28 protein-coding genes are annotated in these 26,162 nt (G+C 72.3%); 15 read left to right on the top strand and 13 right to left on the bottom strand.

All coding sequences use genetic code 11. From position 1 onward, the window contains the following. The first annotated feature begins 120 nt into the window (after positions 1-120). Positions 121-522, top strand: coding sequence for a luciferase domain-containing protein (locus KYY02_RS17840; RefSeq protein WP_371238960.1), 402 nt, complete (start codon positions 121-123; stop codon positions 520-522). 21 nt (positions 523-543) lie between these two features. On the opposite strand, the gene KYY02_RS17845 is transcribed toward KYY02_RS17840, so the two are convergent. The 6 genes from KYY02_RS17845 to KYY02_RS17870 all read right to left on the bottom strand — a co-directional run bounded on the left by KYY02_RS17845 (position 544) and on the right by KYY02_RS17870 (position 5,803). After that, positions 544-738 (bottom strand): hypothetical protein, encoded by a 195-nt coding sequence (locus KYY02_RS17845; RefSeq protein WP_073934709.1) that lies wholly within the window; start codon positions 736-738, stop codon positions 544-546. 102 nt (positions 739-840) lie between these two features. Beyond that, complete coding sequence (locus KYY02_RS17850) at positions 841-1,704, bottom strand: phosphatidylinositol-specific phospholipase C/glycerophosphodiester phosphodiesterase family protein (protein ID WP_371238961.1); 864 nt, start codon at positions 1,702-1,704, stop codon at positions 841-843. Positions 1,705-1,882: 178 nt separating this feature from the next. Continuing rightward, complete coding sequence (locus tag KYY02_RS17855) at positions 1,883-2,959, bottom strand: acyl-CoA dehydrogenase family protein (protein WP_371238962.1); 1,077 nt, start codon at positions 2,957-2,959, stop codon at positions 1,883-1,885. After that, the gene (locus KYY02_RS17860) at positions 2,956-4,137 is read right to left on the bottom strand and encodes an acyl-CoA dehydrogenase family protein (RefSeq protein ID WP_371238963.1); all 1,182 of its coding nucleotides are present in this window, start codon (positions 4,135-4,137) and stop codon (positions 2,956-2,958) included. Before KYY02_RS17860 ends, KYY02_RS17855 begins: the two co-directional genes overlap by 4 nt. Beyond that, positions 4,134-5,111 carry an NADPH:quinone oxidoreductase family protein gene (locus tag KYY02_RS17865; protein WP_371238964.1) on the bottom strand — a complete coding sequence of 326 codons (978 nt, stop codon included), beginning with the start codon at positions 5,109-5,111 and terminating at the stop codon, positions 4,134-4,136. The genes KYY02_RS17860 and KYY02_RS17865 overlap by 4 nt, the downstream gene beginning before the upstream one ends. A gap of 116 nt (positions 5,112-5,227) precedes the next feature. Beyond that, the gene (locus KYY02_RS17870) at positions 5,228-5,803 is read right to left on the bottom strand and encodes a helix-turn-helix domain-containing protein (protein WP_371238965.1); all 576 of its coding nucleotides are present in this window, start codon (positions 5,801-5,803) and stop codon (positions 5,228-5,230) included. A 59-nt stretch (positions 5,804-5,862) separates the two neighbouring features. Between KYY02_RS17870 and KYY02_RS17875 the strand changes: the two genes are divergently transcribed. The 5 genes from KYY02_RS17875 (at position 5,863) to KYY02_RS17895 (ending at position 10,597) form a co-directional block, all read left to right on the top strand. After that, positions 5,863-6,825, top strand: a complete 963-nt coding sequence (locus tag KYY02_RS17875; protein ID WP_371238966.1) for an NAD(P)/FAD-dependent oxidoreductase — start codon at positions 5,863-5,865, stop codon at positions 6,823-6,825. Positions 6,826-6,876: 51 nt separating this feature from the next. Next, on the top strand, positions 6,877-8,415 hold the full coding sequence (locus KYY02_RS17880) for an ATP-dependent DNA ligase (protein WP_371238967.1): 1,539 nt from the start codon (positions 6,877-6,879) through the stop codon (positions 8,413-8,415). After that, on the top strand, positions 8,412-8,876 hold the full coding sequence (locus KYY02_RS17885) for an NUDIX hydrolase (protein WP_371238968.1): 465 nt from the start codon (positions 8,412-8,414) through the stop codon (positions 8,874-8,876). The genes KYY02_RS17880 and KYY02_RS17885 overlap by 4 nt, the downstream gene beginning before the upstream one ends. A 76-nt stretch (positions 8,877-8,952) precedes the next feature. Beyond that, positions 8,953-10,338: an NADP-dependent succinic semialdehyde dehydrogenase gene (locus KYY02_RS17890; protein ID WP_371238969.1), complete on the top strand. Its 1,386-nt coding sequence runs from the start codon at positions 8,953-8,955 to the stop codon at positions 10,336-10,338. 25 nt (positions 10,339-10,363) lie between these two features. Then, a complete protein-coding gene (locus tag KYY02_RS17895; protein WP_371238970.1) occupies positions 10,364-10,597 on the top strand; it encodes a DUF6213 family protein in 234 nt (77 codons plus the stop codon). 87 nt (positions 10,598-10,684) lie between these two features. Here KYY02_RS17895 and KYY02_RS17900 read toward each other — a convergent pair whose 3' ends face one another. Together KYY02_RS17900 and KYY02_RS17905 are read right to left on the bottom strand one after the other, a co-directional pair. Then, the gene (locus tag KYY02_RS17900; protein ID WP_371239083.1) at positions 10,685-11,341 is read right to left on the bottom strand and encodes a transcriptional regulator; all 657 of its coding nucleotides are present in this window, start codon (positions 11,339-11,341) and stop codon (positions 10,685-10,687) included. Between the two features lie 101 nt (positions 11,342-11,442). Then, complete coding sequence (locus KYY02_RS17905; protein WP_371238971.1) at positions 11,443-12,669, bottom strand: acyl-CoA dehydrogenase family protein; 1,227 nt, start codon at positions 12,667-12,669, stop codon at positions 11,443-11,445. A 168-nt stretch (positions 12,670-12,837) separates the two neighbouring features. Between KYY02_RS17905 and KYY02_RS17910 the strand changes: the two genes are divergently transcribed. Further along, a complete protein-coding gene (locus KYY02_RS17910; RefSeq protein WP_371238972.1) occupies positions 12,838-13,479 on the top strand; it encodes a TetR/AcrR family transcriptional regulator in 642 nt (213 codons plus the stop codon). Between the two features lie 4 nt (positions 13,480-13,483). On the opposite strand, the gene def is transcribed toward KYY02_RS17910, so the two are convergent. Beyond that, positions 13,484-14,029, bottom strand: a complete 546-nt coding sequence (gene def / locus KYY02_RS17915) for a peptide deformylase (RefSeq protein WP_371238973.1) — start codon at positions 14,027-14,029, stop codon at positions 13,484-13,486. A 145-nt stretch (positions 14,030-14,174) separates the two neighbouring features. Here def and KYY02_RS17920 point away from each other — a divergent pair, with 145 nt between their 5' ends. The 5 genes from KYY02_RS17920 (at position 14,175) to KYY02_RS17940 (ending at position 19,222) form a co-directional block, all read left to right on the top strand. Continuing rightward, positions 14,175-15,413, top strand: a complete 1,239-nt coding sequence (locus KYY02_RS17920; RefSeq protein ID WP_371238974.1) for a Mur ligase family protein — start codon at positions 14,175-14,177, stop codon at positions 15,411-15,413. Positions 15,414-15,438: 25 nt separating this feature from the next. Then, complete coding sequence (locus KYY02_RS17925) at positions 15,439-16,167, top strand: type 1 glutamine amidotransferase (protein WP_371238975.1); 729 nt, start codon at positions 15,439-15,441, stop codon at positions 16,165-16,167. A gap of 214 nt (positions 16,168-16,381) precedes the next feature. Beyond that, positions 16,382-17,407 carry a 6-phosphofructokinase gene (locus KYY02_RS17930; RefSeq protein ID WP_371238976.1) on the top strand — a complete coding sequence of 342 codons (1,026 nt, stop codon included), beginning with the start codon at positions 16,382-16,384 and terminating at the stop codon, positions 17,405-17,407. A 208-nt stretch (positions 17,408-17,615) separates the two neighbouring features. Then, the gene (locus KYY02_RS17935) at positions 17,616-18,566 is read left to right on the top strand and encodes a cytochrome c oxidase assembly protein (protein ID WP_371238977.1); all 951 of its coding nucleotides are present in this window, start codon (positions 17,616-17,618) and stop codon (positions 18,564-18,566) included. Positions 18,567-19,045: 479 nt separating this feature from the next. Then, positions 19,046-19,222 (top strand): membrane protein, encoded by a 177-nt coding sequence (locus tag KYY02_RS17940; RefSeq protein ID WP_030822347.1) that lies wholly within the window; start codon positions 19,046-19,048, stop codon positions 19,220-19,222. A 21-nt stretch (positions 19,223-19,243) separates the two neighbouring features. Here KYY02_RS17940 and KYY02_RS17945 read toward each other — a convergent pair whose 3' ends face one another. From KYY02_RS17945 to KYY02_RS17960, 4 genes are read right to left on the bottom strand one after another with little or no spacing between them, the layout of a single operon-like run. Beyond that, entirely contained in the window at positions 19,244-20,449 is a 1,206-nt protein-coding gene (locus KYY02_RS17945; protein ID WP_371238978.1) for a sensor histidine kinase, read from the bottom strand. Beyond that, positions 20,446-22,158: a sodium/solute symporter gene (locus KYY02_RS17950; RefSeq protein ID WP_371238979.1), complete on the bottom strand. Its 1,713-nt coding sequence runs from the start codon at positions 22,156-22,158 to the stop codon at positions 20,446-20,448. The genes KYY02_RS17945 and KYY02_RS17950 overlap by 4 nt, the downstream gene beginning before the upstream one ends. A gap of 19 nt (positions 22,159-22,177) precedes the next feature. Further along, a complete protein-coding gene (locus KYY02_RS17955) occupies positions 22,178-22,537 on the bottom strand; it encodes a hypothetical protein (protein ID WP_371238980.1) in 360 nt (119 codons plus the stop codon). A 14-nt stretch (positions 22,538-22,551) separates the two neighbouring features. Beyond that, positions 22,552-23,307, bottom strand: coding sequence for a LytR/AlgR family response regulator transcription factor (locus KYY02_RS17960; protein ID WP_371238981.1), 756 nt, complete (start codon positions 23,305-23,307; stop codon positions 22,552-22,554). Between the two features lie 77 nt (positions 23,308-23,384). Between KYY02_RS17960 and KYY02_RS17965 the strand changes: the two genes are divergently transcribed. From KYY02_RS17965 to rocD, 3 genes are all read left to right on the top strand, one after another. Continuing rightward, a complete protein-coding gene (locus KYY02_RS17965) occupies positions 23,385-23,888 on the top strand; it encodes an Lrp/AsnC family transcriptional regulator (RefSeq protein WP_371238982.1) in 504 nt (167 codons plus the stop codon). Positions 23,889-24,012: 124 nt separating this feature from the next. After that, positions 24,013-24,825: a dimethylargininase gene (gene ddaH / locus KYY02_RS17970; RefSeq protein WP_371238983.1), complete on the top strand. Its 813-nt coding sequence runs from the start codon at positions 24,013-24,015 to the stop codon at positions 24,823-24,825. Continuing rightward, entirely contained in the window at positions 24,822-26,048 is a 1,227-nt protein-coding gene (gene rocD, locus KYY02_RS17975) for an ornithine--oxo-acid transaminase (protein ID WP_371238984.1), read from the top strand. The genes ddaH and rocD overlap by 4 nt, the downstream gene beginning before the upstream one ends. Positions 26,049-26,162: the final 114 nt, after the last annotated feature.

The following is a 26,162-nucleotide window of genomic DNA, read 5'->3' on the forward strand; positions in this document are numbered from 1 at the left end:
GCCATGACATGATCACCTGTCGGGCTCCCGCCGGCGTTCCGGCAGCCCCGCCACCTCACCACTCGATTACAAATCACCCAACTCCTGGTGTCCGGGCGTTGAGCAGGCGACGATGATGTCATGACACCGGCGCAGCGAGCCATGGAGACACTGCTCACCTGGTCCGATCTCACGGCCTGTCCGGCCGGTTGCGGCACGGGGCAGGCACTCCGCACCGCCCGTGACGAGATCGTCCACTTCCACTCCGCGCGGGACGTGGACCTCCACCTCACTCGTCGCGCCATCCAGCGCTTCCACTACGACCTGAGCGGATCGAGCGCGATCCAACTGGTGCCGAACTCCTGCTGGGTGACGGTGCACCTGGACTGCGCCACGGACGTGGACCTGCTGCTGAGCCTGGTGAGCGTCGCCCTCAAGGCGCACCAGAACAGATCCCTGTCCGCACCGTCGGCGTCGGCGTCGGCTGGGTGCAACTTCCACCGCGTCACCGTGCTGCCGCGGGACGCGGTCGCCGACCGCTGAACGGTGCCGGGCGCGGTGGCCTCACGGCCGCAGACCGCCGACGATGTCGGCGGTCGCCGTGAGGCCGCTGTGGATCGTGGGCGCGATGCTCGTGCTGGCCAGGTAGAAACCGAGCAGCAGGCAGACCAGTGCGTGGGAGATCTTCAGCCCGCCGTTGCGCAGGAAGATCACCGCAAGGACCGAGAGCAGCAGCACCACAGAGATGGAAATGGCCATCGTCAACCTCCTCCGCCACATCCGTTTCGCGGCGTTCGGCCGCAAGTGTGGCGTAGCGGGGGGTTCGTCCGGGCTGCTGACCTGTCCTCCGAACGTGTGGTGTCACACCCGCCGGTGGGCGTCGAGAAAGGATTCCAGGCCCGCGAGGTCATCGGTGTTGAGGTGGTCGACGTCCGCCGCCACCAGCTCGCCCCAGAGGGCGTCGCGGGCGGGGCCCGGCAGGTCGGGGGTGGCCCAGAACCGCACCCGCTGCCCGCGCGCGTGCGCGGCGCCCACGATGCCGCGCAGTTTCCGGCGCTCCGCGGCCGGAAAGGCGCCGACGCCCCGCCAGGTGAAGTTGAGCGTCCAGTTGTCGCTGATCAGGGGGACGAAGGAGGCCGGTGCGGCGCTGCCGAGGTCGGCGAGCCGGCCGTCGTAGAAGGCGTGGCGGACCCGCTGGGCCTCCATGGGGGCACGGGCCGCGCGGTCGCCGGAAACGACGACTGTGACTGGTCCGGGCAGCACCCTGCCGTGGGCGCAGGTGGTGAACAGGTGCCGGTAGCGGCGCAGAAGGCGGTCGAGTTCGAGGTAGGTGGAGGCGCCCTCGGTCTTGATGTCGACCAGCAGTTGGAGCGGTCCGCGGTGACCGCGGTACACCGAACCGCGGTGGGCGCGGACCCGGACGGCGAGCGGGTCGAGATAGAGGGACTCCAGGGTGCGGGACGGGTCGAGGTCCTCGGGATCGTGGGCTACGAGGAGTCGGCCGCCGACCAGGTGGACGTCGGCCTCGACGCTGCCGAAGCGGTGGTCGAGGGCGTCGAGGAGGGGGCGGGGGTGCTCGTAGTCGTTGTGGGCGTGGGCCCGCCACAACGGGCGGGACCGGTGCTCGTGTTCGCCGGCCGACGCCCGGGGCGCGGAGAGGGCGGCCGAGCCGGCGAGGGCGGCGCCGAGGGTGGTGAGGGCTCTGCGACGGGTGGTGAGGGCCATGCTCTGCCTCCCTGGAAGTGACATACGGGACCATGGGGAGTATGAGGTCCTCAGGTGGTCAAGGAGCATGATCGTTCGGGGAGTTGACCGATCCTTCGTCGGTCGTTCACCTCACCGACGCAGGGCGCGCGAAGAAGCCCGCCCCTGGCGGGACGGGCTTTCCCTGTGGTCCGGCCGGTCAGGGCGCTCGCAGGTCGACCAGCTCGGCGAGCGTCTCGCGGTGGACGCCCGCCGTGCCGTAGGCGATCGAGTCGGCCTTGGCCCGCTTGAGGTACAGGTGCACCGGGTGTTCCCAGGTCATGCCGATGCCGCCGTGCAGTTGCAGTGCCTCCTCGGCGGCCCTGACCGCGACGGGCGCGGCGTAGGCCTGGGCGACGGCGACCGCCACATCGGCGTCCTCGCCGGTCGCGAGCGCGGCGGCGGCGCCCCGGGCGGCGGCCCGGAGGCCGACGGTCTCCAGCCACAGCTGGGCGATCCGGTGCTTGAGTGCCTGGAAGCCGCCGAGGGGGCGGTTGAACTGCGTACGCCCCTTCAGATGGCGGACGGTCTCCGTCAGCGACCAGTCGACGAGGCCGAGTTGCTCCGAGGCGAGCAGTCCGGCGCCGGCCCGCAGGGCGCGGTGCACGGCGGTCTGCGCGTCGCCCAGCCTGCGTCCGGGCGCGCCGTCCAGGACCACACGGGCCACCGGGCGGGTCAGGTCCAGGGAGACCTGCGGGGTGACGGTGACCGCGTCGGCCCGCACCGCGTACAGCCCGCCGTCGTCGACCGGTACGAGCAGGACGTCGGCGACGGTGGCGTCCGCGATGCCGGTCAGCTCCCCGTGCAGCGTGCCGTCCGCCGTCCGTACGGTGGTGAACGCGGCACCGGGAGCGGTGTGCAGGCCGACGGCGAGGGCGCCGATCCCACGCCCGGACGCCAGCTCGGCGAGCAGGTCGCCGCCGTCCCGGCAGGCCAGCAGGGCCTCGGTGGCCACCACGGCGCTCGTCAGGTACGGCACGGGGGCGGCCGCGCGCCCCAGCTCCTCCAGCACGACGGCGGCTTCACGGTGGGTGGCGCCCTGGCCGCCCCGGTCCTCGGGGACCAGCAGACCGGCGAGTCCCATGCCGTCGGCGAGCACCTTCCACAGGGACAGGTCGTGCGGGGCGTCCGACTCGGTACGGGCGATCACACCCGCCGCGTCGCAGTGGTCGGTGAGCAGGTCCCGGACCGCGGCGCGCAGCGCCTCTTCCTCCTCCGAGTACAGAAGGTCGCTCATCGGGCCAGGTCCTTCCACGCGAGGTCCTTGTCGGTGCGCGGCTCGGCGGGCAGGCCCAGGACGCGCTCGGCGACGATGTTCAGCAGGACCTCACTGGTCCCGCCCTCGATGCTGTTGCCCTTGGAGCGGAGGTAGCGGTAGCCGGCGTCACGGCCGGTGAAGTCGACCAGTTCGGGACGGCGCATGGTCCAGTCGTCGTACAACAGTCCCTCCTCGCCCCTCAGTTCCACTTCCAGGCCGCTGATCTCCTGGTTGAGGCGGGCGAAGGCGAGCTTCATGCCGGCGCCCTCGGGGCCGGGCTGTCCGGCGACGAGCTGCTGACGCAGGCGCTCGCCGGCGAGCCGGGCGACCTCCGCCTCGACCCAGAGCCTCAGCAGCCGCTGGTGCAGGTCGTGGGTGCGCAGTTCGGGCCGTTCGCGCCAGGTCCTCGAGACCGGGCCGATCATGCCGCCCTCACGGGGCAGCCGCATGCCGCCGATGGCGACGCGTTCGTTGTTCAGGGTGGTCTGCGCGACCCTCCAGCCGTCGCCGACCTCTCCGAGACGGTGGGCGTCGGGGATGCGGACGCCAGTGAGGAAGACCTCGTTGAACTCGGCCTCACCGGTGATCTGGCGCAGTGGCCGCACCTCGACACCGGGGTCGGTCATGTCGCACACGAAGTACGTGATGCCCCGGTGCTTGGGCACGTCCGGATCGGTGCGGGCGATGAGGATGGCCCAGCGGGCGAGGTGGGCGCTGGACGTCCACACCTTCTGCCCGTTCACCACCCAGTGCTCGCCCTCCCGGACGGCACGGGTGCCGAGCGCTGCCAGGTCGGAGCCGGCGCCCGGCTCGCTGAAGAGCTGGCACCAGACCTCCTCGCCGGTCCACAGCGGCTTCAGGAAGCGCCGCTTCTGCTCCCGCGTGCCGTACCGGAGGATCGTCGGCGCGGCCATGCCCAGGCCGATGCCGATGCGGCGCGGGTCGTTGTCGGGGGCCCCGGTGGCCTCCAGTTCGGCGTCCACGACGGTCTGGAGCGAGCGCGGGAGACCGAGTCCGCCGAGCCCTTCGGGGAAGTGCACCCAGGCGAGTCCGGCGTCGAAGCGGGCGCGCAGGAAGTCGAGGCGGCCGGTGTCGGCCGGTGGGTACGCGGACAGGAACTCCTGAATGCGGCGGCGCAGTTCGGCGGCGTCGGTCATACGGCGGCTCCGTTCTCCAGCGAGGGCAGCACGGCGACGCGCCCGGTGGTGACACCGTCCGCGACCCGCCGCACGGCGTCGGCGGCCCCGGCGAGCGGCACCCGCTCGCTCACCAGCGGCCTGATCGCGCCCCGCGCGGCGAGTGCGGTGAGCTGTTCGTGGCAGTGCCGGACCAGCTTGGGGTTCCTGGTGTTGTACAGGCCCCAGTGCAGGCCGAGGATCGCGTAGTTCTTGACGAGGGCGTGGTTCAGGGCGGGGCTCGGGACGGACCCGCTCGCGAAGCCGACGACGACGATCCGGCCCTCGAAGGCGACGGCCTTGGCGGACTGGGCGTAGGCCTGGCCGCCGACGGGGTCGTAGACCACGTCGGCGCCCCGGCCGCCGGTGGCCTCCTTCACCACGGCGACGACGTCCTGCTCGCGCCGGTCGATCACCACGTCGCAGCCCAGCTCACGGGCGACGGACGTCTTCGCGGCACCGCCGACCACGCCGATGACGGTGGCGCCCGCCGCCTTGCCGAGCTGTACGGCCGCACTGCCGACCCCTCCCGCGGCGGCGTGGACGAGCAGGGTCTCGCCGGCCTCCAGACCGGCCCTGCGGTGCAGGCCGAACCAGCCGGTCTGGTAGCCGATGTGCAGGGCGGCGGCCTCGGCGTCGTCCAGCGCCTCGGGCGCGGGCAGCAGCGCGGCGGCGTCCGCGACGGCGTACTCGGCGAAGCCGCCGCAGGGCAGCACCGGGTTGGCGATCACGCGGCGCCCGTCCTCGGTCTCGCCGCAGATCTCCACGCCCGGCGTGAACGGCAGCGGCGGCCTGACCTGGTACTGGCCCCGGCACATCAGCGCGTCCGGGAAGTTGACGTTGGCGGCGCGCACCTTCAGCAGGACCTGCCCGTCACCGGGCGTCGGCCGCGCCGCCTCCGCGAGGCGCATCACCTCGCCCGGCTCGCCGAGTTCATGCACTTGCCATGCCTGCATGCGGGGCCTCCACGGGACTGTGGGCATCGTGTTCGCCTGACCGGGTCCATCACATACTAAGCGGTCGCTTGCCGATGAGGGAACAGTCTCGCCCCGCACACCTCGATTCCCGTCCGTCACGGCCGCCTGGGCCGCGCCCGTACGTGCATCCGCTCCCCCTGCGGCCCGAACAGGCTGAGGAACTCCACGGGCCCCTCCCCCGTCGACCCGAACCAGTGCGGCACGCGCGTGTCGAACTCGGCCGCCTCCCCCGCCGCCAGCACCACGTCGTGCTCGCCGAGCACCAGCCGCAGCCTCCCGGACAGCACGTACAGCCACTCGTAGCCCTCGTGGGTGCGCGGTTCGGGTTCGATCCTCCGCTTCGGTTCCAGCACCTTGTACGCCTGGAGGCCGCCGGGCTGGCGGGTGAGCGGCCAGTGGGCGCGGCCGTGGCGCCGGATCGGCTCGGACGCACGGATGCGGGGGTCGCCGACCGGCGGCGCGCCGACCAGTTCGTCCAACGGGACCTGGTGGGCCTGCGCGATCGGCAACAGCAGTTCCAGGCTGGGTTTGCGCAGTCCCGACTCCAGCCGGGAGAGGGTGCTCACGGAGATGCCGGTCGCCTCGGACAGCGCCGCGAGGGTCACCTCCCGCTCCTTCCTGATCCGGCGCAGCCGGGGGCCCACTTCCGCGAGGACGTCGTCCGTAGTCATACGGGCATTGCAGTTTCGGCAAAGACGTTTGTCAATACGACGGTATCCGGGCGACTGTCATGACGGAGGTGGTCATGATGAACGAGACATTCGGAAGCGAGACGTACGACGTGGTCGTCGTCGGCGGCGGGGCGGCGGGGCTGTCCGCCGCACTGGTGCTCGGCCGGGCCCGGCACCGCACGCTGGTCGTCGACGCGGGCGAGCCCCGCAACGCGCCCTCGTCCCACATGCAGGGCTATCTGTCCCGGGACGGGATGGCGCCGGCCGAGTTCCTGGCGCTGGGCCGGGAGGAGATCGCGCGCTACGGCGTGGAGCTCGTCCGGGACCGGGTCACGGACGTCACCGGGGGCGGGGACTTCACCGTCGTACTCGATGAGGGACCGGCCGTACGGGCCCGGCGGCTGGTCGTCGCCACCGGGCTGAAGGACGAGATGCCGGCGGTCCCCGGGGTCGCCGAGCGGTTCGGGCGGGACGTGCTGCACTGTCCGTTCTGCCACGGCTGGGAGGTGCGCGACCAGCCGTTCGGTGTGCTCGCGTCGAGCGCGGCGAGCGCGCACCAGGCGCTGATGGTGTCCCGGTGGTCGAAGGACGTCGTCTTCTTCCTGCACCGGGTCGCCGAGGAGGAGCTCTCCGACCAGGATCTGCGCCGGCTGGCCGCCGCCGGGGTCCAGGTGGTGCCCGGCGAGGTCGCGGAACTGGTGGTCGAGGACGACCGGCTCACCGGAGTGCGACTGGCCGACGGCACCACCCACGCCCGCTCCGTGCTCTTCGTCGGGCCGCGCCCGGTGCCGCGGACGAGTCTGCTGGAGCGGCTGGGCGCCGAGATGGAGGAGACCCCGTTCGGCACGTACCCGGTGATCGACCCGACCGGCCTGACCACGGTGCCCGGAGTCTGGGCGGCGGGCAATCTGATCGGCTTCTCCGAGCAGGTGGTGCACGCGGCGAGCGGCGGCTACCGCGCGGCGACCGCGATCGTCGGGGACCTGCTGAGGGCCGAGCTGGACGCCGCGGTGAACGGGTAGGCGCCGGGCGGCGGAGGTGTGGAGCGCCCGTCTCCGGAGCACTATGGCTGCATGCTGCTGTCCCGGCTGGCCCGCGTGTCCCAGGAGGTCGCCGCCGCCTCGGCGCGGTCCCGGAAGGTCGCCCTGCTCGCCGAGCTGTTCCGGGAGGCGGAGGCGGACGACGTACCCGTCGTCATCCCGTATCTGGCCGGGCGGCTGCCGCAGGGCCGGATCGGGGTCGGCTGGAAGGTGCTGAGCCGTCCGGTCGCCCCCGCCGCCGGGCCGTCCCTGACGGTGCGCGAGGTCGACGCGCTGCTCACCACGCTCGGCGAGGTGTCCGGCCCGGGCTCCCGGGCGGAGCGGGCCCGGCTGGTCGGCGAGTTGCTGGGCGCGTCCACCGAGGAGGAGCAGCGGTTCCTGTCCGGGCTGCTCACCGGCGAGGTCCGGCAGGGTGCCCTGGACGCGGTCGCGGTCGAAGGGCTGGCGCGGGCGACCGGGGCGCCCCCGGCGGACGTACGGCGGGCCGTGATGCTGGCCGGCTCCCTCCAGTCGGTGGCGGCGGCGCTGCTCGCGGACGGTCCCGGGGCGCTGGAGCGGTTCCGGCTCACCGTCGGCCGCCCCGTGCTGCCGATGCTGGCGCACAGCGCCTCCTCGGTCGCCGAGGCGGTGGAGAAGCTGGGCGCCTGTGCGGTGGAGGAGAAGCTCGACGGCATCCGCGTCCAGGTCCACCGCGACGGGGACACCGTGCGCGTGCACACCCGCACCCTCGACGACATCACCGACCGGCTGCCGGAAGTGACGGCGGCGGCCCGGGAGTTGCGGGGCGGACGGTTCATCCTGGACGGGGAGGTCATCTCCTTCGACGGGGACGGCCGCCCCCGCTCCTTCCAGGAGACCGCCGGACGGGTCGGCTCCCGGGTGGACGTGGCCGCGGCCGCCCGGGAGGTACCCGTCTCCCCCGTCTTCTTCGACGCACTCTCCGTGGACGGCCGCGACCTGCTGGACCTGCCGTTCGCCGAGCGCCACGCGGAACTGGCCCGGCTGGTCCCGGAGGCCATGCGGGTGCGGCGCACCCTCGTGTCGGGGCCCGGGGACCTGGGCGCGGCCGATGAGTTCCTCGACCGGACGCTGGCACGCGGCCACGAGGGCGTCGTGGTCAAGGGCCTGGACGCCCCCTACAGCGCAGGCCGCCGCGGCGCGTCCTGGCTGAAGGTCAAGCCCGTCCACACGCTCGACCTGGTGGTGCTGGCCGCCGAGTGGGGCCACGGCCGCCGCACCGGGAAGCTCTCCAACCTGCACCTGGGCGCCCGCACCTCCGACGGCGGCTTCGCCATGCTCGGCAAGACCTTCAAGGGTCTGACCGACGCGATGCTGGCCTGGCAGACCGAACGGCTGCGGGAGCTGTCGGTCGACGAGAGCGGATACGTCGTGACGGTACGCCCCGAACTCGTCGTGGAGATCGCCTACGACGGCCTCCAGCGTTCCACCCGCTACCCGGCCGGGGTCGCCCTCCGGTTCGCCCGTGTGATCCGCTACCGCGAGGACAAGCGCCCCGAGGAGGCGGACACGGTCGAGGCCCTGCTCGCCGCGCACCCCGGGGTACGGCCGTGAAGGGCGCCCGGAGCGCCGGACTGCTGTTGTTCCGGCACACCGGTCAGGGCATCGAGGTGCTGCTCGGTCATATGGGCGGCCCGTTCTTCGCCCGGCGGGAGAGCGGGGCGTGGACCGTGCCGAAGGGCGAGTACGGGCCCGGTGAGCCCGCCTGGGAGGCGGCGCGCCGCGAGTTCCGGGAGGAGCTGGGGCTGCCGCCGCCGGACGGGAAGGCGCTGCCGCTCGGGGAGGTCCGGCAGTCCGGCGGGAAGACCGTCACGGCCTGGGCGGTGGAGGCGGACCTCGATCCGGCGACGGTCGTCCCCGGCGCCTTCGCGATGGAGTGGCCGCCGGGATCGGGGCGGACCCGGGAGTTCCCGGAGCTGGACCGGGTGGCGTGGTTCTCCCTGGAGCGGGCCCGTGACGTGATCATCGGCGCGCAGGCCGCGTTTCTCGACCGCTTGGCGGAGCACTCGCCCTGAGGAGACCTTCCGCGTTGCGCCGTCCACCACCGCGCGGGAAGGTCGGAAAGCACAGCCCGCCCCAGGGAGGTCAGCGATGCACATCGCCACGGTGAACCCGGCGACCGGTGAGACGGTCAAGACGTACCACCCCATGGACGAGGAGGAGATCGGGCACCGGATCCAGCTCGCGGAGGCCACGTTCCGTACGTACCGCACGACGGCCTTCGAGGAGCGTGCCCGCCTGATGCACCGGGCCGCCGAGATCCTCGACGAGGACCGGGAGACCATCGGCCGGGTGATCACCACGGAGATGGGCAAGCCGATCGCACAGGCCCGCGCGGAGGCCGCGAAGTGCGCCAAGGCGATGCACTGGTACGCCGATCACGCGGCGGAACTCCTCGCCGACGAGGAACCCGACGCCTCCGACGTGAAGGACTCCGGGGCCTCCCGGGTCCTGGTGCGCTACCGGCCGCTGGGCCCGGTGCTCGCCGTGATGCCGTGGAACTTCCCGCTGTGGCAGGTGGTGCGGTTCGCCGCGCCCGCGCTGATGGCGGGCAACGTGGGACTGCTCAAGCACGCCTCGAACGTGCCGCAGACCGCCCTGTACATCGAGGACCTCTTCCACCGCGCGGGCTTCACCGAGGGCTGCTTCCAGACCCTGCTCATCGGCTCCGCCGCGGTCGACGACATCCTGCGGGACGAGCGGGTGAAGGCGGCCACCCTCACCGGGAGCGAGCCCGCGGGCCGTGCGGTCGCCTCCACCGCCGGGGAGATGATCAAGAAGACGGTGCTGGAACTGGGCGGAAGCGACCCGTACGTGGTCATGCCCTCCGCCGATCTGGACCGGGCCGCCGAGGTCGCGGTCACCGCGCGGACGCAGAACGCGGGGCAGTCCTGCATCGCCGCCAAGCGGTTCATCGTGCACACGGACGTCTACGACGCCTTCGTCGAGCGCTTCGTCGCGGGCATGAAGGCGCTGAAGGTCGGCGACCCGATGGACGAGGGGACCGACGTCGGCCCGCTCTCCAGCGAACGGGGCAGGGACGACCTGGAGGAACTGGTCGACGACGCCGTCCGCGCGGGCGCCACCGTGCTGTGCGGCGGCGAGCGCCCCGACGGGCCCGGCTGGTTCTACCCGCCGACCGTCCTGGCCGGTATCGGCCGGGAGATGCGCATCCACCGCGAGGAGGCCTTCGGCCCGGTGGCCACGCTGTACCGCGCGGCGGACGTCGACGAGGCGGTCCTGATCGCCAACGACACCGGCTTCGGGCTGAGTTCCAACGTCTGGACCCGCGACGAGGCGGAGGTCGACCGGTTCGTACGGGACCTGGAGGCGGGAAGTGTGTACGTGAACGGGATGACGGCGTCCCATCCGGCGTTCCCCTTCGGCGGGGTGAAGCGGTCGGGCTACGGACGTGAGCTGTCCGGGCACGGAATCCGCGAGTTCTGCAACATCACCACGGTTTGGCAGGGTGCGTGACAGCCGCGCGGTTACGATCCCGACTGTGAACCGCGAAGTGACTCTGCCTCTGATCGTCGACGACCGCGGGACCTTGCAGGTGGCCGCCGCCGATGTCAGCAAGCTGCTGCGTACGGTGGGCGGGCGGTGGGTCCGGCTCGTCGAGGCGGGGGAGGACGGGCTCGACGAGGACACGGTGGCCGCGCTGACCATCGAACTCGCGAAACTGGCCGACCGGATCGACGTCGCCTGTATCGCCCACAGCAGTGGTACGCCGTAGGGCGCGGTGTTCCGTCCCCGGTGCCGGCCGTACGGGGTTTGCCGCGTGGGTGCGGCAAACCCCGTACGTCGTGCGCCATCCCGCACCCTAGGCGTGTTCCCCCAGCGTCGCCCAGAACTGCGCCTCGTACGCCTGGAGCAAGCGGGCGTACCGGTGGGCGCGGTTCTCGTCCAGGCACCCCTCGTCCAGGGCCGTCTGGACCACTTGGACGGCCAGGCGGTCCAGGTCGGGGGCCGGTTCCGCGAAGAAGTCGAAGAAGGCGCAGGCCTCGTCCCCGAAGCCGTAGTGGGTGCGCAGGGCCTCGGCGATCGACGCGCAGTAGCCGCCCCAGGCCGAGAAGTTCGCCGTCAGGGCCAGGACCGCGTCCGGCGGCTCGGCGTCGAGGGCCAGCCAGGCGACGTACGCGGGGTAGGACTGGCAGCCCGGCAGGGGGGTGTACGCGTCCGCGTGCGCCTCGTCCGCGCCGCACGCGGCCGTGAAGGTCCTCAGGTGTTCCGCCGCCAGGGCCTCGCCCTCGGCCAGGGCGGTGAAGTACGCGGCCGGCTCCGGGCCGGCCCGCTCCGCCAGACGCAGGAAGGCCCTGCGGTCCGCCGGGATCACCCAGCGCTGTTCCAGGGCGAGCGCGGTCAGGACGGACCGGTCGGCCCCGCCGCGGGCGATCAGAGGGACCAGGGGGTTGGCCCCCGGGTCGGGGGCGAGCTCCCCGGCGGTCGTCTCCAGCAGCTCCCGGGCCGTGCGTGTCATCGCGTCCTCCGTCACGTCGGTCACGCACGAGCCTTCCCCGGGAGCGGGGCAGGGGCAACCCGCGGCACCGCCCCCGCCGCCGGGTGTCCGAGTGGCCGGCCTCAGCGGATGGGCACGCCCGACAGGGTGCGGGCGATCACCAGGCGCTGGATCTCGCTCGTGCCCTCGAAGATGGTGTAGATCGCGGCGTCGCGGTGCATGCGCTCCACCGGGTACTCGCGGGTGTAGCCGTTGCCGCCGAGGATCTGGATCGCCTGCGCGGTGACCTTCTTGGCGGTCTCGCTGGCGAACAGCTTGGACATCGAACCCTCGGCGGCCGTGAACGGCTTGCCGTTGATCGCCATCCAGGAGGCACGCCACACCAGGAGGCGGGCGGCGTCGATCTGGGTGCGCATGTCGGCGAGCTGGAAGGCGACGCCCTGGTTGTCGATGACCGGGCGGCCGAACTGCTCACGCGTGGTGGCGTACTCCAGGGCGACCTCGTAGGCCGCGCGGGCGGTGCCCACGGCCATGGCGCCGACGGCGGGGCGGGACGCCTCGAAGGTGGCCATGGCGGCGTTCCTGACGCGCTCGCCGCCCTTCCTGGCCTTCTCGCGGGCGCGGGCGAGGCGCTCGTCCAGCTTCTCCTTGCCGCCGAGCAGGCAGGAGCCGGGGACGCGCACGTCGTCCAGGACGACCTCGGCGGTGTGCGAGGCGCGGATGCCGTGCTTCTTGAACTTCTGTCCCTGGGAGCAGCCGGGGGTGTTCGGCGGGATGACGAAGGAGGCGTGGCCCTTGGAGCCGAGGTCCGGGTCGACGACGGCGACCACGACATGGACGTTGGCGATGCCGCCGTTGGTGGCCCAGGTCTTGGTGCCGTTGATCACCCACTCGTCCTTGGCCTCGTCGTACACCGCGCGGGTGCGCATCGAGGCCACGTCGGAGCCGGCGTCGGGCTCGGAGGAGCAGAACGCGGCGACCTTGACGTCGTCGGCGTCGCCGTACATCTGGGGGATCCAGGTGCCGATCTGCTCCTCGGTGCCGTTGGCGAGGACGCCGACGGCGGCCAGGCCGGTGCCGACGATCGACAGGGCGATGCCGGCGTCGCCCCAGAACAGCTCCTCCATGGCCATCGGGATGCCGAGGCCGGTCGCGTCGAAGTACTGCTGGGCGTAGAAGTCCAGGGAGTAGATGCCGGCCTTGGCGGCCTCCTGGATGATCGGCCAGGGGGTCTCCTCACGCTCGTCCCATTCGGCGGCCGCCGGGCGGATCACATCGGCGGCGAAGCCGTGCAGCCAGTCCCGGACCTCCTTCTGTTCGTCGTTGAGTTCCATGGTGAACTCGGCCATGACCCCTCCAGCGGCACACATGCGTGTTACTTGTGGTAACACCGAGTCTGTTACCAGCAGGTAGGGGAAGTCAACTCCCCAGGACCGTCGGCATCCGTTCGATGAGCGGATCACCTTCAGTGTTAGTTTGCGCAGGCGTCACCGAACCAGCACGGGTGGGGAGAGCTCATGAACACCACACAGCGGACCGACCAGCAGCGGTCCGCCGACCGACGCCGGCGCGAGCTGCTGGAGGCCGCCGACCGGGTGGTGCTCCGCGACGGCCCGCAGGCCTCGATGAACGCGATCGCCGCCGAGGCCGGCATCACCAAGCCGATCCTCTACCGGCACTTCGGCGACAAGGGAGGACTCTACGCCGCCCTGGCCGAACGGCACACCGACGCCCTGCTGGACTCGCTGCGGGCCGCGCTGGACGCCCCGGCGGACCGGCGCGAACGGGTCGAGGCCACCCTGGACACCTACCTCTCGGCGATCGAGGCACGGCCCCAGGTGTACCGCTTCCTGATGCACCCGGCGGAGGAGTCGCAGAGCGACCAGGGCTTCGACGTCGGCAAGCACTCGGCTCCGTTGCTGCGCCGGATGGGCGAGGAGCTGGCCCAGGTCATCGGGGAACGACTGGACCTCGGGCCGGACGGCCGGCAGCTGGCCCGGGTGTGGGGGCACGGCATCGTCGGCATGATGCACGCGGCAGGCGACTGGTGGCTCGGCGAACGCCCCTGCCCCCGGGCCGAGTTGGTACACAGCCTGGCGGACCTGCTGTGGGGGCGGCTGGCCGCCGCGGGCGACAAGGTCGGCGGGCCCGGGTTCTGAGCGCTCAATCCGGCCGGTGCCAGGAGGCCCGGCTCACCTGCCGCATGAGCCTGCGGTGCCGCCACCTCGTCAGGCGGTCGGCGTAGATCCTGCCCTCCAGGTGGTCGCACTCGTGCTGCAGACACCGGGCGAAGAACCCGGTGCCGTGGACGGTGACCGGCTCGCCGGTCACCGTGAAGCCCTCGACGACCGCGTGGTCGTACCGCTCCGTCCCCGCCTCCAGGCCGGGCAGGGACAGACAGCCCTCCGGGCCGCGCACCACCACCCCGTCCGTCCCGACCGGCCTCGGGTTCACCACGTGGCCCAGGTGCCGGACGTCCTCGTCGTCCGGGCAGTCGTAGACGAACACCCTGAGCGGCACTCCGATCTGGTTGGCGGCCAGGCCCACGCCCTGCGCCGCGTACATCGTGGCGAACAAGTCGTCCACCAGGCCGGCGAGTTCCGGGCCGAAGTCGGTGACCTCCCGGCAGGGCGCGTGCAGCACCGGGTCGCCGAGCAGGGTGAGGGGCCGCACACGTCCGTGGACGCCGGGGATGGAGCCGTGTCGCATGGCGCAAGAGTACGGTCCTACCAGCAGCGCCCGTCTCACGATGGTGCCGCGGTTCTGGAGTGCGAACGGATCTCGATAGGCTGAGGTCTCACCACGTGGCCGTCAGGCACAGACGCGGCGCGTACGCAAGGAGGATCGAGAACTGATGGCAGGCAACTCGGACCCGCTCACGCCGCGGGCCAAGCTGGCCGTGACCGCGGGCAAGGCGGTCGCGGCGGCATCCCGCGCCGCCGGGCGCGGCAGCGGTTCGGTGATCGGCGGCCGGGTGGCACTCAAGCTCGACCCCGATCTCCTCGCCCGGCTCGCACAGAACCTGGACTGCGTCCTGGTCTCGGCGACCAACGGCAAGACCACCACCACCCGGCTCATCGCCGAGGCGCTGCGGGCCGCGGGGCCCGTCGTCTCCAACGCGCTCGGCGCCAACATGCCGGCCGGCATCACCTCGGCGCTGGCCGGCGGCTCGGAGGCCAAGTTCGGCGTCATCGAGGTCGACGAGAAGTACCTCGCGGGCGTCGCCCGGGACACCGAACCCAAGTGCATCGCACTGCTCAACCTCTCCCGCGACCAGCTGGACCGGGCCGCCGAGACCCGGATGCTCGCGGAGAACTGGCGCGAGGGCCTGGCCGGAGTCAAGGCCGTGATCGTCGCCAACGCCGACGACCCGCTGGTGGTGTGGGCCGCGTCCTCCTCCCCCAACGTGATCTGGGTCGCCGCCGGCCAGATGTGGAAGGACGACGCCTGGTCCTGCCCGTCCTGCGGCGGTGTGATGCAGCGCCCGGGCGACGACTGGTTCTGCGGCGAGTGCGGCTTCCGCCGGCCCACCCCGAGCTGGGCGCTCTCCGGCGACCACGTGCTCGACCCGCACGGCTCCGCCTGGCCGATCCACCTCCAGCTGCCGGGCCGCGCCAACAAGGCCAACGCCGCGAGCTCCGCGGCCGTCGCCGCCGTCTTCGGGGTGCCGCCGCAGGTCGCCCTGGAACGCATGTACCAGGTCCAGGCCGTGGCCGGCCGCTACGACGTCGTGCAGTTCGAGGGCCGTGACCTGCGTCTGCTGCTCGCCAAGAACCCCGCGGGCTGGCTCGAGACGTTCTCGCTGATCGACCCGCCGCCCACGCCGGTGATCCTCTCGGTGAACGCGCGCTCCGCCGACGGCACCGACACCTCCTGGCTGTGGGACGTCGACTACACCCGGCTGACCGGCCACCCGATCTGCGTGATCGGCGACCGGAAGCTGGACCTCGCGGTGCGCCTGGAGGTCGCGAACCAGCAGTTCCAGGTCTGCGAGAACCTCGACCAGGCGGTGCAGCTGTGCCCGCCGGGCCGGATCGAGGTCATCGCCAACTACACCGCGTTCCAGGACCTGCGCCGCCGCGTCGGCAACTGACCAACGACACCCCAGAGGACTTGAAGTGAGCGACAACCAGCTGCGGGTCGTGTGGATCTACCCGGACCTGCTCAGCACGTACGGCGACCAGGGCAACGTCCTCGTCGTGGAGCGCCGGGCGCGGCAGCGCGGCCTGGACGTGGCGCGGCTCGACGTGCGCAGCGACCAGCCGATCCCCACCTCCGGCGACATCTACCTGATCGGCGGCGGCGAGGACCGTCCGCAGCGGCTGGCCGCCGAGCGGCTGCGCCGGGACGGCGGTCTGCACCGGGCGGTGGGGAACGGCGCGATCGTCTTCTCGGTCTGCGCCGGGTACCAGATCCTCGGCCACGAGTTCATCAACGACCTCGGCCAGCGCGAGCCCGGTCTCGGCCTGCTCGACGTGGTCTCGGTACGCGGTGAGGGCGCCCGGTGCGTGGGCGACGTGCTGGGGGACGTCAACCCGCAGCTGGGGCTGCCCCCGCTGACCGGTTTCGAGAACCACCAGGGCGTCACCCACCTGGGCCCCGCGGCCCGCCCGCTCGCCCAGGTGCGCTTCGGCAACGGCAACGGCACCGGGGACGGCACGGAGGGCGCGTTCAACGAGACCGTCTTCGGCACGTACATGCATGGTCCGGTACTGGCCCGCAACCCGCAGATCGCGGACCTGCTGCTGAAGCTGGCGCTCGACGTCAACGCGCTGCCGCCGACCGACGACCGCTGGTACGAGGCGCTGCGCAGCGAGCGCATCGCGGCGGCGCAGCAGGCCGCCTGAGCAGGTCCGCGGGCCCCCGTCCGCGGAGCGCGTACACCTGGGCGTCGGACGGGCGCAACCGGCCCGTCCGACGGCTGGTCCGCACAGGTGAGCGGGGGCGTCCAGCAGGCGGACGCCAGGTGCGGTCCCGCCCCCCGCAGCCGCTAGGGTGGCGGTGATCGAGCCGGACAGCGCGGTCCGGTCCCGGCCCACATCGAGAAGGTTGTTTCGGGCTATGCGCATTGGTGTCCTCACGTCCGGCGGCGACTGCCCCGGTCTGAACGCGGTCATCCGGTCCGTCGTGCACCGTGCCGTCGTCGACCACGGCGACGAGGTCATCGGTTTCCGGGACGGCTGGAAGGGCCTCCTGGAGTGCGACCACCTCAAGCTCGACCTCGACGCGGTGAGCGGCATCCTCGCCCGCGGCGGCACCATCCTCGGCTCCTCCCGGGTACGTCCCGAGCACCTGCGGGACGGCGTGGAGCGGGCCAAGGGGCATGTGGCGGAACTCGGCCTCGACGCGGTCATCCCGATCGGCGGTGAGGGCACGCTGAAGGCGGCCCGGCTGCTGTCGGCGGGCGGCCTGCCGATAGTGGGCGTGCCGAAGACCATCGACAACGACATCGCCGTCACCGACGTCACCTTCGGCTTCGACACGGCCGTCGGTGTGGCCACCGAGGCCCTGGACCGGCTGAAGACCACCGCCGAGTCGCACCAGCGGGTGCTGATCGTCGAGGTCATGGGCCGGCACACGGGCTGGATCGCGCTGCACTCCGGCATGGCGGCCGGCGCGCACGCCATCGTCGTCCCCGAGCGGCCCTTCGACATCGACGAGCTGACCGCGAAGGTCGGCGAGCGGTTCTCGGCCGGCAAGCGGTTCGCGATCGTGGTCGCCGCGGAGGGGGCCAAGCCGAAGGCCGGGACCATGGACTTCGACGAGGGCGACAAGGACGTCTACGGTCACGAGCGGTTCGCCGGGATCGCGCGGCAGCTCTCCCTGGAGCTGGAGTCGCGGCTCGGCAAGGAGGCGCGGCCGGTGATCCTCGGGCACGTGCAGCGCGGGGGGACGCCCACGGCGTACGACCGGGTGCTGGCCACACGGTTCGGGTGGCACGCGGTGGAGGCGGTGCACCGGGGGGAGTTCGGGCGGATGACCGCGCTGCGGGGTACGGACATCGTGACGGTTCCACTCGCCGAGGCGGTCGAGACGCTGAAGACGGTGCCGGAATCACGGTACGCGGAAGCCGAGTGCGTGCTGTGACCCCCCGGGGGCGGCTCGGTCCGTGAGGCGGGTCGCGAGACGCGGACCGTCCGTGGTTCCCCTCGCCCACACGGCGGAGCCGTATGTCTGTACAGCCCCGCGCCCCTTGGGAGCGCGTTCACCGCCCCCGGCGACAGAAGCCGCCGGGGGCGGTTCTACTCTGGTGCGGACAGATTGCGCAGAACCCGCACGAAACAGGAGCCGGTGGATGGATCACAGCGGGCACGGCACGACCATGGATCTGCCGCCGTTCACGCTGGGGCGAGGACTCGCCTGGTCGGCGGACGGTTTCTTCCTCGTCTCCTGCCTGCTGGCGCTGGCACTGTACGGCTGGGGCGTGTTCCGTCTGGTGCGGCGCGGCGACAAGTGGCCGGTGGGGCGGACCGTCGCGTTCGTCACCGGCGTGCTGAGCGTCGGGCTCATGATGTGCACCAAGCTGAACGACTACGGCATGGTCATGTTCAGCGTGCACATGGTGCAGCACATGGTGATCAGCATGGTGTCGCCGATCCTGATCCTGCTCGGCGCCCCGATCACCCTCGCCCTGCGCGCGCTGCCGCCGGCCGGACGGGGCCGCAAGGGACCGCGCGAGCTGCTGCTGATGCTGCTGCACAGCCGCTACATGCGGGTCGTCACCCACCCCGTGTTCACCATCCCGATGTTCATCGCCAGCCTGTACGGCCTGTACTTCACCCCGCTCTTCGACTTCCTGATGGGCTCCGGGGCGGGGCACATCGCGATGATGGTGCACTTCCTCGCCGTCGGCCTGGTCTTCTTCTGGCCGATCATGGGGGTGGACCCGGGGCCGCACCGGCCGGGGTACCTGATGCGGATGCTGGAGCTGTTCGCGGGCATGCCGTTCCACGCCTTCTTCGGCATCGCGTTGATGATGGCGTCGACCCCGATGGTCACGACGTTCGGGGATCCGCCCGCCTCGCTCGGGATCGAGGCCCTGTCCGACCAGAACGCGGCCGGCGGCATCGCCTGGGCGTTCAGCGAGGTCCCCTCCGTACTGGTGCTGCTCGCGCTGCTGTTCCAGTGGTACGCCTCGGACCAGCGGCAGGCGAAGCGCGAGGACCGCGCCGCCGACCGGGACGGGAACAAGGAACTCGAGGCGTACAACGCCTATCTGGCCTCACTGAACGCTCGCGGAAACTGAATCCACCGTCCCTCCCGATCCCCTTGAGCGGGGAATGTCCGCCGGCAGCACGAATGCGTCAGGGGGGAGCGGCGACGGTGTTTCGCGCTTCGTGCACGGGGCGGGACACGGGCCGGTGCACGGGCCGCCCGGGGACGGCGTTCGCCGGGACGGCGACGGCGCAACGGCGGAATCGCCTGGACGTACGGTCCCGCCCTGAGGCGTGGCCGGCGCCCTGCGACGGGACGTACGACGCGCAGGTGCTCGGGTTCACCCGGCTGGACGAGGACGTCACGCTCGCCGGGGCGCGCACCGAGTCGGACACGGCGTGTGCGCGCGACGTTCCGCCGCGTGACCACGGCTACGACCCGTCGGTCCACGAGCGGGGTCGTGGACCAGTGAGGGGTCCTGGAAATCGGGCACACGTGTCGTCGTGTGCGCCGTAAGGAGGCAGAACGGGGGCACCATGGAGGAAGCCGAACCATGAGGAGGGTGTCGCGATGCCCGGTTCCACGAACGGTTCCACGTCGACGAAGACCATGGGAGTGCTCACCGTCGGCGGTCTGGTCGCCGTGACGGCCTATACGGTGGCGCTCGGCAGCAACGGCTGGCTGTGGTTCGGCTGGGTCGTCCTGGGGCTGATCACCTTGGGGATGGTCGCCACCCGCAGCGCCTGAGGAGTGTCCGGGCGGCCTGCCTCACTTCGGGGTGAGCCGCCCGGTCAGGTGCACGCCCGGCTGGTACTTCGGCAGCCGGACGGTGATCTTCATGCCCGCGCCGACGGCGGTCTCGATGACGAGGCCGTGGTCGTCGCCGTAGACCTGGCGGAGCCGGTCGTCGACGTTGGACAGTCCGATGCCGCCGGTGGGGCTGACCTCGCGGGCGAGGATGCGGCGCAGCAGGCCGGGGTCCATCCCGGCGCCGTCGTCCTCGATGACGACGAGGGCCTCGGCGCCGGCGTCCCGCGCGGTGATCTGGATGCGGCACGTGTCGGCCTTGCCCTCCAGGCCGTGCTTGACGGCGTTCTCCACCAGCGGCTGGAGGCAGAGGAAGGGCAGCGCGACCGGCAGCACCTCGGGGGCTATCTGCAGCGTGACGGAGAGGCGGTCGCCGAAGCGTGCCCGCACCAGCGCCAGATAGTGGTCGATGGCGTGGAGCTCGTCGGCGAGAGTGGTGAAGTCGCCGTGCCTGCGGAACGAGTAGCGGGTGAAGTCGGCGAACTCCAGCAGCAGTTCGCGGGCCCGCTCGGGGTCGGTGCGCACGAACGAGGCGATCACGGCGAGCGAGTTGAAGATGAAGTGCGGGGAGATCTGGGCACGCAGGGCCCTGATCTCGGCTTCGATGAGGCGGGTGCGGGACTGGTCGAGGTCGGCGAGTTCAAGCTGGACGGAGACCCAGCGGGCGACCTCCCCGGCGGCCCGGACGAGGACGGCGGACTCGCGGGGTGCGCAGGCGACGAGCGCGCCGTGCACCCGGTCGTCGACGGTGAGCGGGGCGACGACCGCCCAGCGCACCGGGCAGTCGGGGATGTCGCAGGTGAGCGGGAAGGCCTCGCCGCGGCCGGTGTCGAGGGGGCCGCCGAGGCGTTCCATGATCTCGGCGCGGTGGTGGGCGCCGACGCCGTCCCAGACGAGTACCTGGTCGCGGTCGGTGAGGCAGAGGGCGTCCGTGCCGAGCAGGGAGCGCAGTTTGCGGGCGGACCTGCCGGCGGTCTCCTCCGTCAGGCCGGCCCGCAGCGGGGGCGTGGCCAGGGAGGCGGTGTGCAGGGTCTCGAAGGTGGCGTGCTCGACCGGGGTGCCGAGCCCGGCGAGGCTGGTGGGGCGGGCGGTGCGCCGGCCGATCCAGAACCCCGCGGCCAGCAGGGGCAGGACGGCGACGAGCAGACCGGCGAGGAAACCGCTCACGCGGGCGCCTCCGTACGGAGTTCCTCCGGCAGGTGGAAGCGGGCCAGGACCGCCGCCGTGCCGGGCGGCACCCGGCCGGGGGTGGCCAGGGACACCAGGGTCATGGTGAGGAAGCCCAGCGGCACCGACCAGAGCGCGGGCCAGGCGAGCAGGGCGTGCCAGGGCCCCGTGCCCGGGTAGCCGGCCATGGTCGCGGCGACGGCGGCGAACGCGGAGCCGCCGCCCACCAGCATCCCGGCCGCCGCGCCGGGCGGGGTCAGCCGGCGCCACCAGATGCCGAGGACGAGCAGCGGGCAGAACGACGAGGCGGAGACGGCGAAGGCGAGTCCCACGGCGTCGGCCACCGGCAGTCCGCCGACCAGGAGGCTCGCCCCGAGCGGCACGGCCATGGCGAGGACGGTGCCGAGCCGGAAGTGCCTTACCCCGCGCGAGGGGAGCACGTCCTGGGTGAGCACGCCGGCCACTGCCATGGTGAGGCCGGAGGCCGTCGACAGGAACGCGGCGAAGGCGCCCCCGGCGACCAGCGCCCCGAGGAGGTCGCCGCCCGTCCCCCCGACCATCCGGCCGGGCAGGAGCAGGACGGCGGCGTCCGCGTCGCCGGTGAGGGCGAGCTCGGGCGCGTAGAGACGGCCGAGGGCTCCGTAGACCGGGGGGAGGAGGTAGAAGGCGCCGATCAGGCCGAGGACCGCGACGGTGGTGCGGCGGGCGGCCACGCCGTGCGGGCTGGTGTAGAAGCGGACCACGACATGGGGCAGTCCCATGGTGCCGAAGAAGGTGGCGAGGATCAGTCCGTACGTGGCGTACAGCGGGCGTTCCTCATGGGACTCGGCGCGGGAGGGCGACAGGGCGTCGTCGGTGCCGCGTCCGGCGGCGGGGACCTCGGCGCCCTCGGCGAAGGTGAGCCGGGTGCCGCCGCCGATGCGGTGGGTACCGGCGGACAGCCCGGTCTCGGCGCCCTCGAGGTCGCGGCCGTCGACGGTGCCGTCCACCGTGACGGTGAGCGGCCTCTCGAGCCGGAGGTCGAGGGTGGCGTCGACGTGGACCACCCGCTGTTCGCGGAAGGCGGCCGGTTCGTCGAAGGCGTGGCTGGGGGCGCCGTCGCTCTGCCAGGCGGCGATCAGGAAGAGGGCGGGGACGAGCAGGGCGGTGAGTTTCAGCCAGTACTGGAAGGCCTGCACGAAGGTGATGCTGCGCATGCCGCCCGCGCCGACGATGACGGTCACCACCACGGCGACGATCACGCCGCCGAGCCGGCCGGGCGCTCCGGTGAGGACGGCCAGGGTGAGCCCGGCGCCCTGGAGCTGCGGCAGCAGGTACAGCCAGCCGACGCCGACGACGAAGGCGCCCGCGAGCCGCCGTACCGTCTGCGAGGCGAGCCGGGCCTCGGCGAAGTCGGGCAGGGTGTAGGCGCCGGAGCGGCGCAGCGGGGCGGCGACGAACAGCAGCAGCACCAGGTAGCCGGCGGTGTAGCCGACCGGGTACCAGAGCATGTCCGGGCCCTGGACGAGGACGAGTCCCGCGATGCCGAGGAAGGAGGCGGCGGAGAGGTACTCGCCGCTGATGGCGGCCGCGTTGAGGCGGGGGCCGACGGTGCGGGAGGCTACGTAGAAGTCGGAGGTGGTGCGGGAGACGCGCAGGCCGAAGGCGCCGACGAGGACGGTCGCGAGGACGACGAGGGCGACGGCGGGCACGGCGTAGGTGGAGTTCACGGCGTGGGACGTCCCGGTCTCAGCGGTCCTCGACGAGCCGTACGAAGTCGCGTTCGTTGCGTTCGGCGCGGCGCACGTACCAGCGGGCGAGCAGGACCAGCGGGGGGTAGAGCCCGAAGCCGAGCACCGCCCACTCCGGACGGCGGGCGTCGGGGACGGCGGCGAAGACCAGCGGGAGCGGTCCGACGAGCAGGGCGAGGACGGCGAACACGACCAGTCCGGTGCGCAGTTGGATGCGCATCAGGGAGCGGACGTAGGTGTGGCCGAGGGTGGTCTGCTCGTCGATCTCGGTGCGCGGACGGTAGTAGCCGGAGGAGCGGAGGGTACGGCGGGGCGGGCCGGTGACGACCACGCGGCGTTCGGTCGGGTCCTGTGGCATGCGCGCTCCCCTGCCTAACTCGTGGTCCGGCGCATCAGCAGGTCCCGCAGTTCGCGGGCGTGCCGGCGGCTGACCTGGAGTTCCTCGGAGCCGATCAGGACGCTCACGGTGCCCGCGCCGAGCCGGAGTTCGCCGATGTGGCGCAGGGCGACCAGATGACGGCGGTGGATGCGGACGAAGCCGCGGGAGCGCCAGCGCTCCTCCAGGGTGGAGAGCGGGATCCGTACGAGGTGGCTGCCCCGGTCGGTGTGCAGGCGGGCGTAGTCCCCCCGGGCCTCGACGTGGGTGATGTCGTCGACGGCGACGAAGCGGGTCACACCGCCGAGTTCGACGGGTATGTGGTCGGGGTCGGGTTCGTGCACGGGGATGCGCGGGGCGGCGGCGCGCTGCGCGGCGGCGCGGCGGACGGCCTCGGCCAGCCGTTCCTTGCGGACGGGTTTGAGCACGTAGTCGACGGCCTTGAGGTCGAAGGCCTGGACGGCGAAGTCCTCGTGGGCGGTGACGAACACGATGAGCGGCGGCCGGGCGAACCCGCTGAGCAGCCGGGCGAGGTCGAGGCCGTCGAGTCCGGGCATCTGGATGTCGAGGAAGACGACGTCGATGGCCTCGGGCCCGTCGGGCCCCGAGGCCAGGGCGCGGTTGATGCGGCGCAGTGCCTCGGTGGCGTCACCGGCGCCCTCGGCGCTGCCGACGCGGGGGTCGGCGTTCAGCAGGTAGAGCAGCTCCTCCAGCGAGGGGCGTTCGTCGTCGACGGCGAGGGCGCGCAGCATGAAGGTGGAGTGTAGGGGGGTTTTCCACGTCTGGACATGCCCCGGACGTGGGCGTTCGCGCTGGATACAGTGCCCGCATGAACAGCAGGCCCGCGTCGTTCGACGAACTCGACCGGAAGATCGTCACCGCGCTGATGGCGAATGCCAGGACCTCCTTCGCCGAGATCGGCGCGGCCATCGGGCTGTCGTCGACAGCCGTCAAGCGCAGGGTGGACCGGCTGCGCGGGACGGGGGTGATCACCGGTTTCACGGCGACGGTACGGCCGTCGGCGCTGGGCTGGCGCACCGAGGCGTACGTCGAGGTGTACTGCGAGGGGGCGGCGCCGCCCCGGCGGCTGGCGGAGGTGGTGCGCAACCATCCGGAGATCGCCGCGGCGATGACGGTGACCGGCGGTGCGGACGCGCTGCTGCACGTGCGGGCGCGGGACGTGGAGCACTTCGAGGAGGTGCTGGAGCGGATCCGCCAGGAGCCGTTCATCCGGAAGACGATCAGCGTGATGGTGCTGTCCCACCTGCTGCCGGACAGTCCTGAGGCAGGAGTGAGCCAGCCCGCGCCGCAGGGCGCATCAGACGTGCGCTGAGCCGCGGAACTGCGCAGCGTTCCTGCGCGAACACGCAGCTCTCGTTCCTTGTCGCTCGTACCGCCCGCTTCCTACCGTGGTCTCACCCCCTGCCGAGACCGCGTGGAAGCGGAGGAACCCCTCTGTGCCCGACTTCCGTGTGGCGTCCCGGCGGCGATACCTCGTCTGCGAACCCAGACACTTCGCCGTCCGGTACGCGATCAACCCCTGGATGCATCCCGACCGTCCCGTCGACGTCGCCCTCGCCCGACGCCAGTGGCGGACGTTGATCGACGCCTACCGCGACCACGGCCATACCGTGGAGACCGTGAAGCCGGAGCCCGGGCTGCCCGACATGGTGTTCGCCGCGAACGCGGCGGTCGTCGTGGCGGGCCGCGTCTTCGGCTCCCTGTTCCTGGCGCCCGAGCGGCGCCCGGAGTCCGTGCCGTACGAGGCCTGGTTCAAGGCCGAGGGGTACGAGGTGCACCATCCCGGGTCGGTGTGCGAGGGCGAGGGCGACCTGGTGCCCGCCGGGCGCTGGATCCTCGCCGGCACCGGCTTTCGCACCGCCCCCGAGGCACACCGCGAGGCGCAGGAGTTCTTCGGGATGCCGGTGATCGGCCTGACGCTGGTGGATCCGTACTTCTACCACCTGGACACGGCGCTGTTCGTACTGGACGAGGAGAACATCGCGTACTACCCGGAGGCGTTCTCGCCGGGCAGCCGCGAGGTGCTGGCCCGGCTGTATCCGGACGCGGTGCTCGCGACCCGTGAGGACGCGACGGCGTTCGGGCTGAACTCCGTCTCCGACGGCCGCCATGTGTTCGTCTCCCCGGGGGCCACGGCCCTCGCCGCCCGGCTCGCCGACCGCGGCTACGTCCCCGTTCCCGTCGACCTGTCCGAGTTCCACAAGGCAGGCGGGGGCATCAAGTGCTGCACACAGGAGATCCGCTCATGACTGCTGTCGTCCCCGCACGTACGTCCGCCGAGCTGATCGGCGCGGAGGAGCCGGTCCTCGCGCACAACTACCATCCGCTGCCCGTGGTCGTCGCCCGCGCGGAGGGCGCGTGGGTGGAGGACGTGGAGGGCCGACGGTACCTCGACATGCTGGCCGGCTACTCGGCACTCAACTTCGGACACCGGCATCCGGCGCTGACCGAGGCGGCTCACCGCCAGCTGGACCGGCTCACGCTGACCTCGCGCGCGTTCCACAACGACCGGCTCGCCGAGTTCGCGCGGCGGCTGGCCGCGCTGACCGGTCTTGACATGGTGCTGCCCATGAACACCGGCGCCGAGGCGGTGGAGAGCGGGATCAAGGTGGCCCGCAAGTGGGCCTACGACGTGAAGGGCGTCCCGGCGGACCGGGCGACGATCGTGGTGGCGGCGGACAACTTCCACGGCCGGACGACGACCATCGTGAGCTTCTCGACGGACGAGGTCGCGCGGACCGGGTTCGGGCCCTTCACCCCGGGTTTCCGGGTGGTGCCGTACAACGACCTGGCGGCGCTGGAGGCGGCGGTCGACGAGACGACGGCGGCGGTGCTGATCGAGCCGGTCCAGGGCGAGGCGGGGGTGATCGTCCCGGACGACGGCTACCTCGCCGGGGTGCGTGAGCTGACGCGCCGCGCGGGGTGCCTGTTCGTCGCGGACGAGATCCAGTCGGGTCTGGGCCGCACGGGCCGCACGCTCGCGGTGGAGCACGAGTCGGTCGTCCCGGACGTCGTCCTGCTCGGCAAGGCGCTGGGCGGCGGCATCGTCCCGGTGTCGGCGGTGGTGGCCCGGCGGGAGGTGCTCCAGGTGCTCCGTCCGGGGGAGCACGGATCGACCTTCGGCGGCAATCCGCTGGCCGCGGCGGTCGGCACCGCGGTGGTGGAGCTGCTGGAGACGGGCGAGTTCCAGCGCCGGGCGGCGGAGCTGGGCGGGATCCTGCGCGAAGGCCTGGAGTCGCTCGTCGGCAGGGGCGTGGTCGGCTTCCGCTCCCGCGGTCTGTGGGCGGGTGTGGACGTCGACCCGGCGCTCGGCACCGGCCGCGAGGTCAGTGAGCGCCTGATGCGGGAGGGCATCCTGGTCAAGGACACCCACGGCTCCACCATCCGCCTGGCCCCGCCCCTGACCGTCACGGCGGAGGAGCTGCAGAGCGCCCTGCACACCGTGGAGAAGGTCCTGGCCCGGCAGTCCTGAGCCGCCGCCGTCCCCTTCCGGGTCCGGAAGGGGACGGCGTACCCCAGAGGGCCCCGTACCGCCCCAAGGGTGAAGATGGGGGCAAGAGGGGGTAGACCACTCTCAGCGACAGAG

Origin of the sequence: Streptomyces pimonensis, assembly GCF_041380215.1 — a bacterium.
GTDB classification, from domain to species: domain Bacteria; phylum Actinomycetota; class Actinomycetes; order Streptomycetales; family Streptomycetaceae; genus Streptomyces; species Streptomyces pimonensis.

Bases quoted from the DNA above. Each gene is read 5' to 3' on its own strand.
- KYY02_RS17965 (WP_371238982.1), top strand. From the start codon at position 23,385: ATGAACAGCAGGCCCGCGTCGTTCGACGAACTCGACCGGAAGATCGTC.
- KYY02_RS17920 (WP_371238974.1), top strand. From the start codon at position 14,175: ATGGCAGGCAACTCGGACCCGCTCACGCCGCGGGCCAAGCTGGCCGTG.
- KYY02_RS17955 (WP_371238980.1), bottom strand. From the start codon at position 22,537: ATGCCACAGGACCCGACCGAACGCCGCGTGGTCGTCACCGGCCCGCCC.
- KYY02_RS17865 (WP_371238964.1), bottom strand. From the start codon at position 5,111: ATGCAGGCATGGCAAGTGCATGAACTCGGCGAGCCGGGCGAGGTGATG.
- KYY02_RS17940 (WP_030822347.1), top strand. From the start codon at position 19,046: ATGCCCGGTTCCACGAACGGTTCCACGTCGACGAAGACCATGGGAGTG.
- KYY02_RS17890 (WP_371238969.1), top strand. From the start codon at position 8,953: ATGCACATCGCCACGGTGAACCCGGCGACCGGTGAGACGGTCAAGACG.
- KYY02_RS17870 (WP_371238965.1), bottom strand. From the start codon at position 5,803: ATGACTACGGACGACGTCCTCGCGGAAGTGGGCCCCCGGCTGCGCCGG.
- KYY02_RS17930 (WP_371238976.1), top strand. From the start codon at position 16,382: ATGCGCATTGGTGTCCTCACGTCCGGCGGCGACTGCCCCGGTCTGAAC.
- KYY02_RS17850 (WP_371238961.1), bottom strand. From the start codon at position 1,704: ATGGCCCTCACCACCCGTCGCAGAGCCCTCACCACCCTCGGCGCCGCC.
- KYY02_RS17845 (WP_073934709.1), bottom strand. From the start codon at position 738: ATGGCCATTTCCATCTCTGTGGTGCTGCTGCTCTCGGTCCTTGCGGTG.
- KYY02_RS17960 (WP_371238981.1), bottom strand. From the start codon at position 23,307: ATGCTGCGCGCCCTCGCCGTCGACGACGAACGCCCCTCGCTGGAGGAG.
- KYY02_RS17840 (WP_371238960.1), top strand. From the start codon at position 121: ATGACACCGGCGCAGCGAGCCATGGAGACACTGCTCACCTGGTCCGAT.
- KYY02_RS17905 (WP_371238971.1), bottom strand. From the start codon at position 12,669: ATGGCCGAGTTCACCATGGAACTCAACGACGAACAGAAGGAGGTCCGG.
- KYY02_RS17910 (WP_371238972.1), top strand. From the start codon at position 12,838: ATGAACACCACACAGCGGACCGACCAGCAGCGGTCCGCCGACCGACGC.
- def (WP_371238973.1), bottom strand. From the start codon at position 14,029: ATGCGACACGGCTCCATCCCCGGCGTCCACGGACGTGTGCGGCCCCTC.
- KYY02_RS17855 (WP_371238962.1), bottom strand. From the start codon at position 2,959: ATGAGCGACCTTCTGTACTCGGAGGAGGAAGAGGCGCTGCGCGCCGCG.
- KYY02_RS17935 (WP_371238977.1), top strand. From the start codon at position 17,616: ATGGATCACAGCGGGCACGGCACGACCATGGATCTGCCGCCGTTCACG.
- rocD (WP_371238984.1), top strand. From the start codon at position 24,822: ATGACTGCTGTCGTCCCCGCACGTACGTCCGCCGAGCTGATCGGCGCG.
- KYY02_RS17860 (WP_371238963.1), bottom strand. From the start codon at position 4,137: ATGACCGACGCCGCCGAACTGCGCCGCCGCATTCAGGAGTTCCTGTCC.
- KYY02_RS17900 (WP_371239083.1), bottom strand. From the start codon at position 11,341: ATGACACGCACGGCCCGGGAGCTGCTGGAGACGACCGCCGGGGAGCTC.
- KYY02_RS17880 (WP_371238967.1), top strand. From the start codon at position 6,877: ATGCTGCTGTCCCGGCTGGCCCGCGTGTCCCAGGAGGTCGCCGCCGCC.
- KYY02_RS17875 (WP_371238966.1), top strand. From the start codon at position 5,863: ATGACGGAGGTGGTCATGATGAACGAGACATTCGGAAGCGAGACGTAC.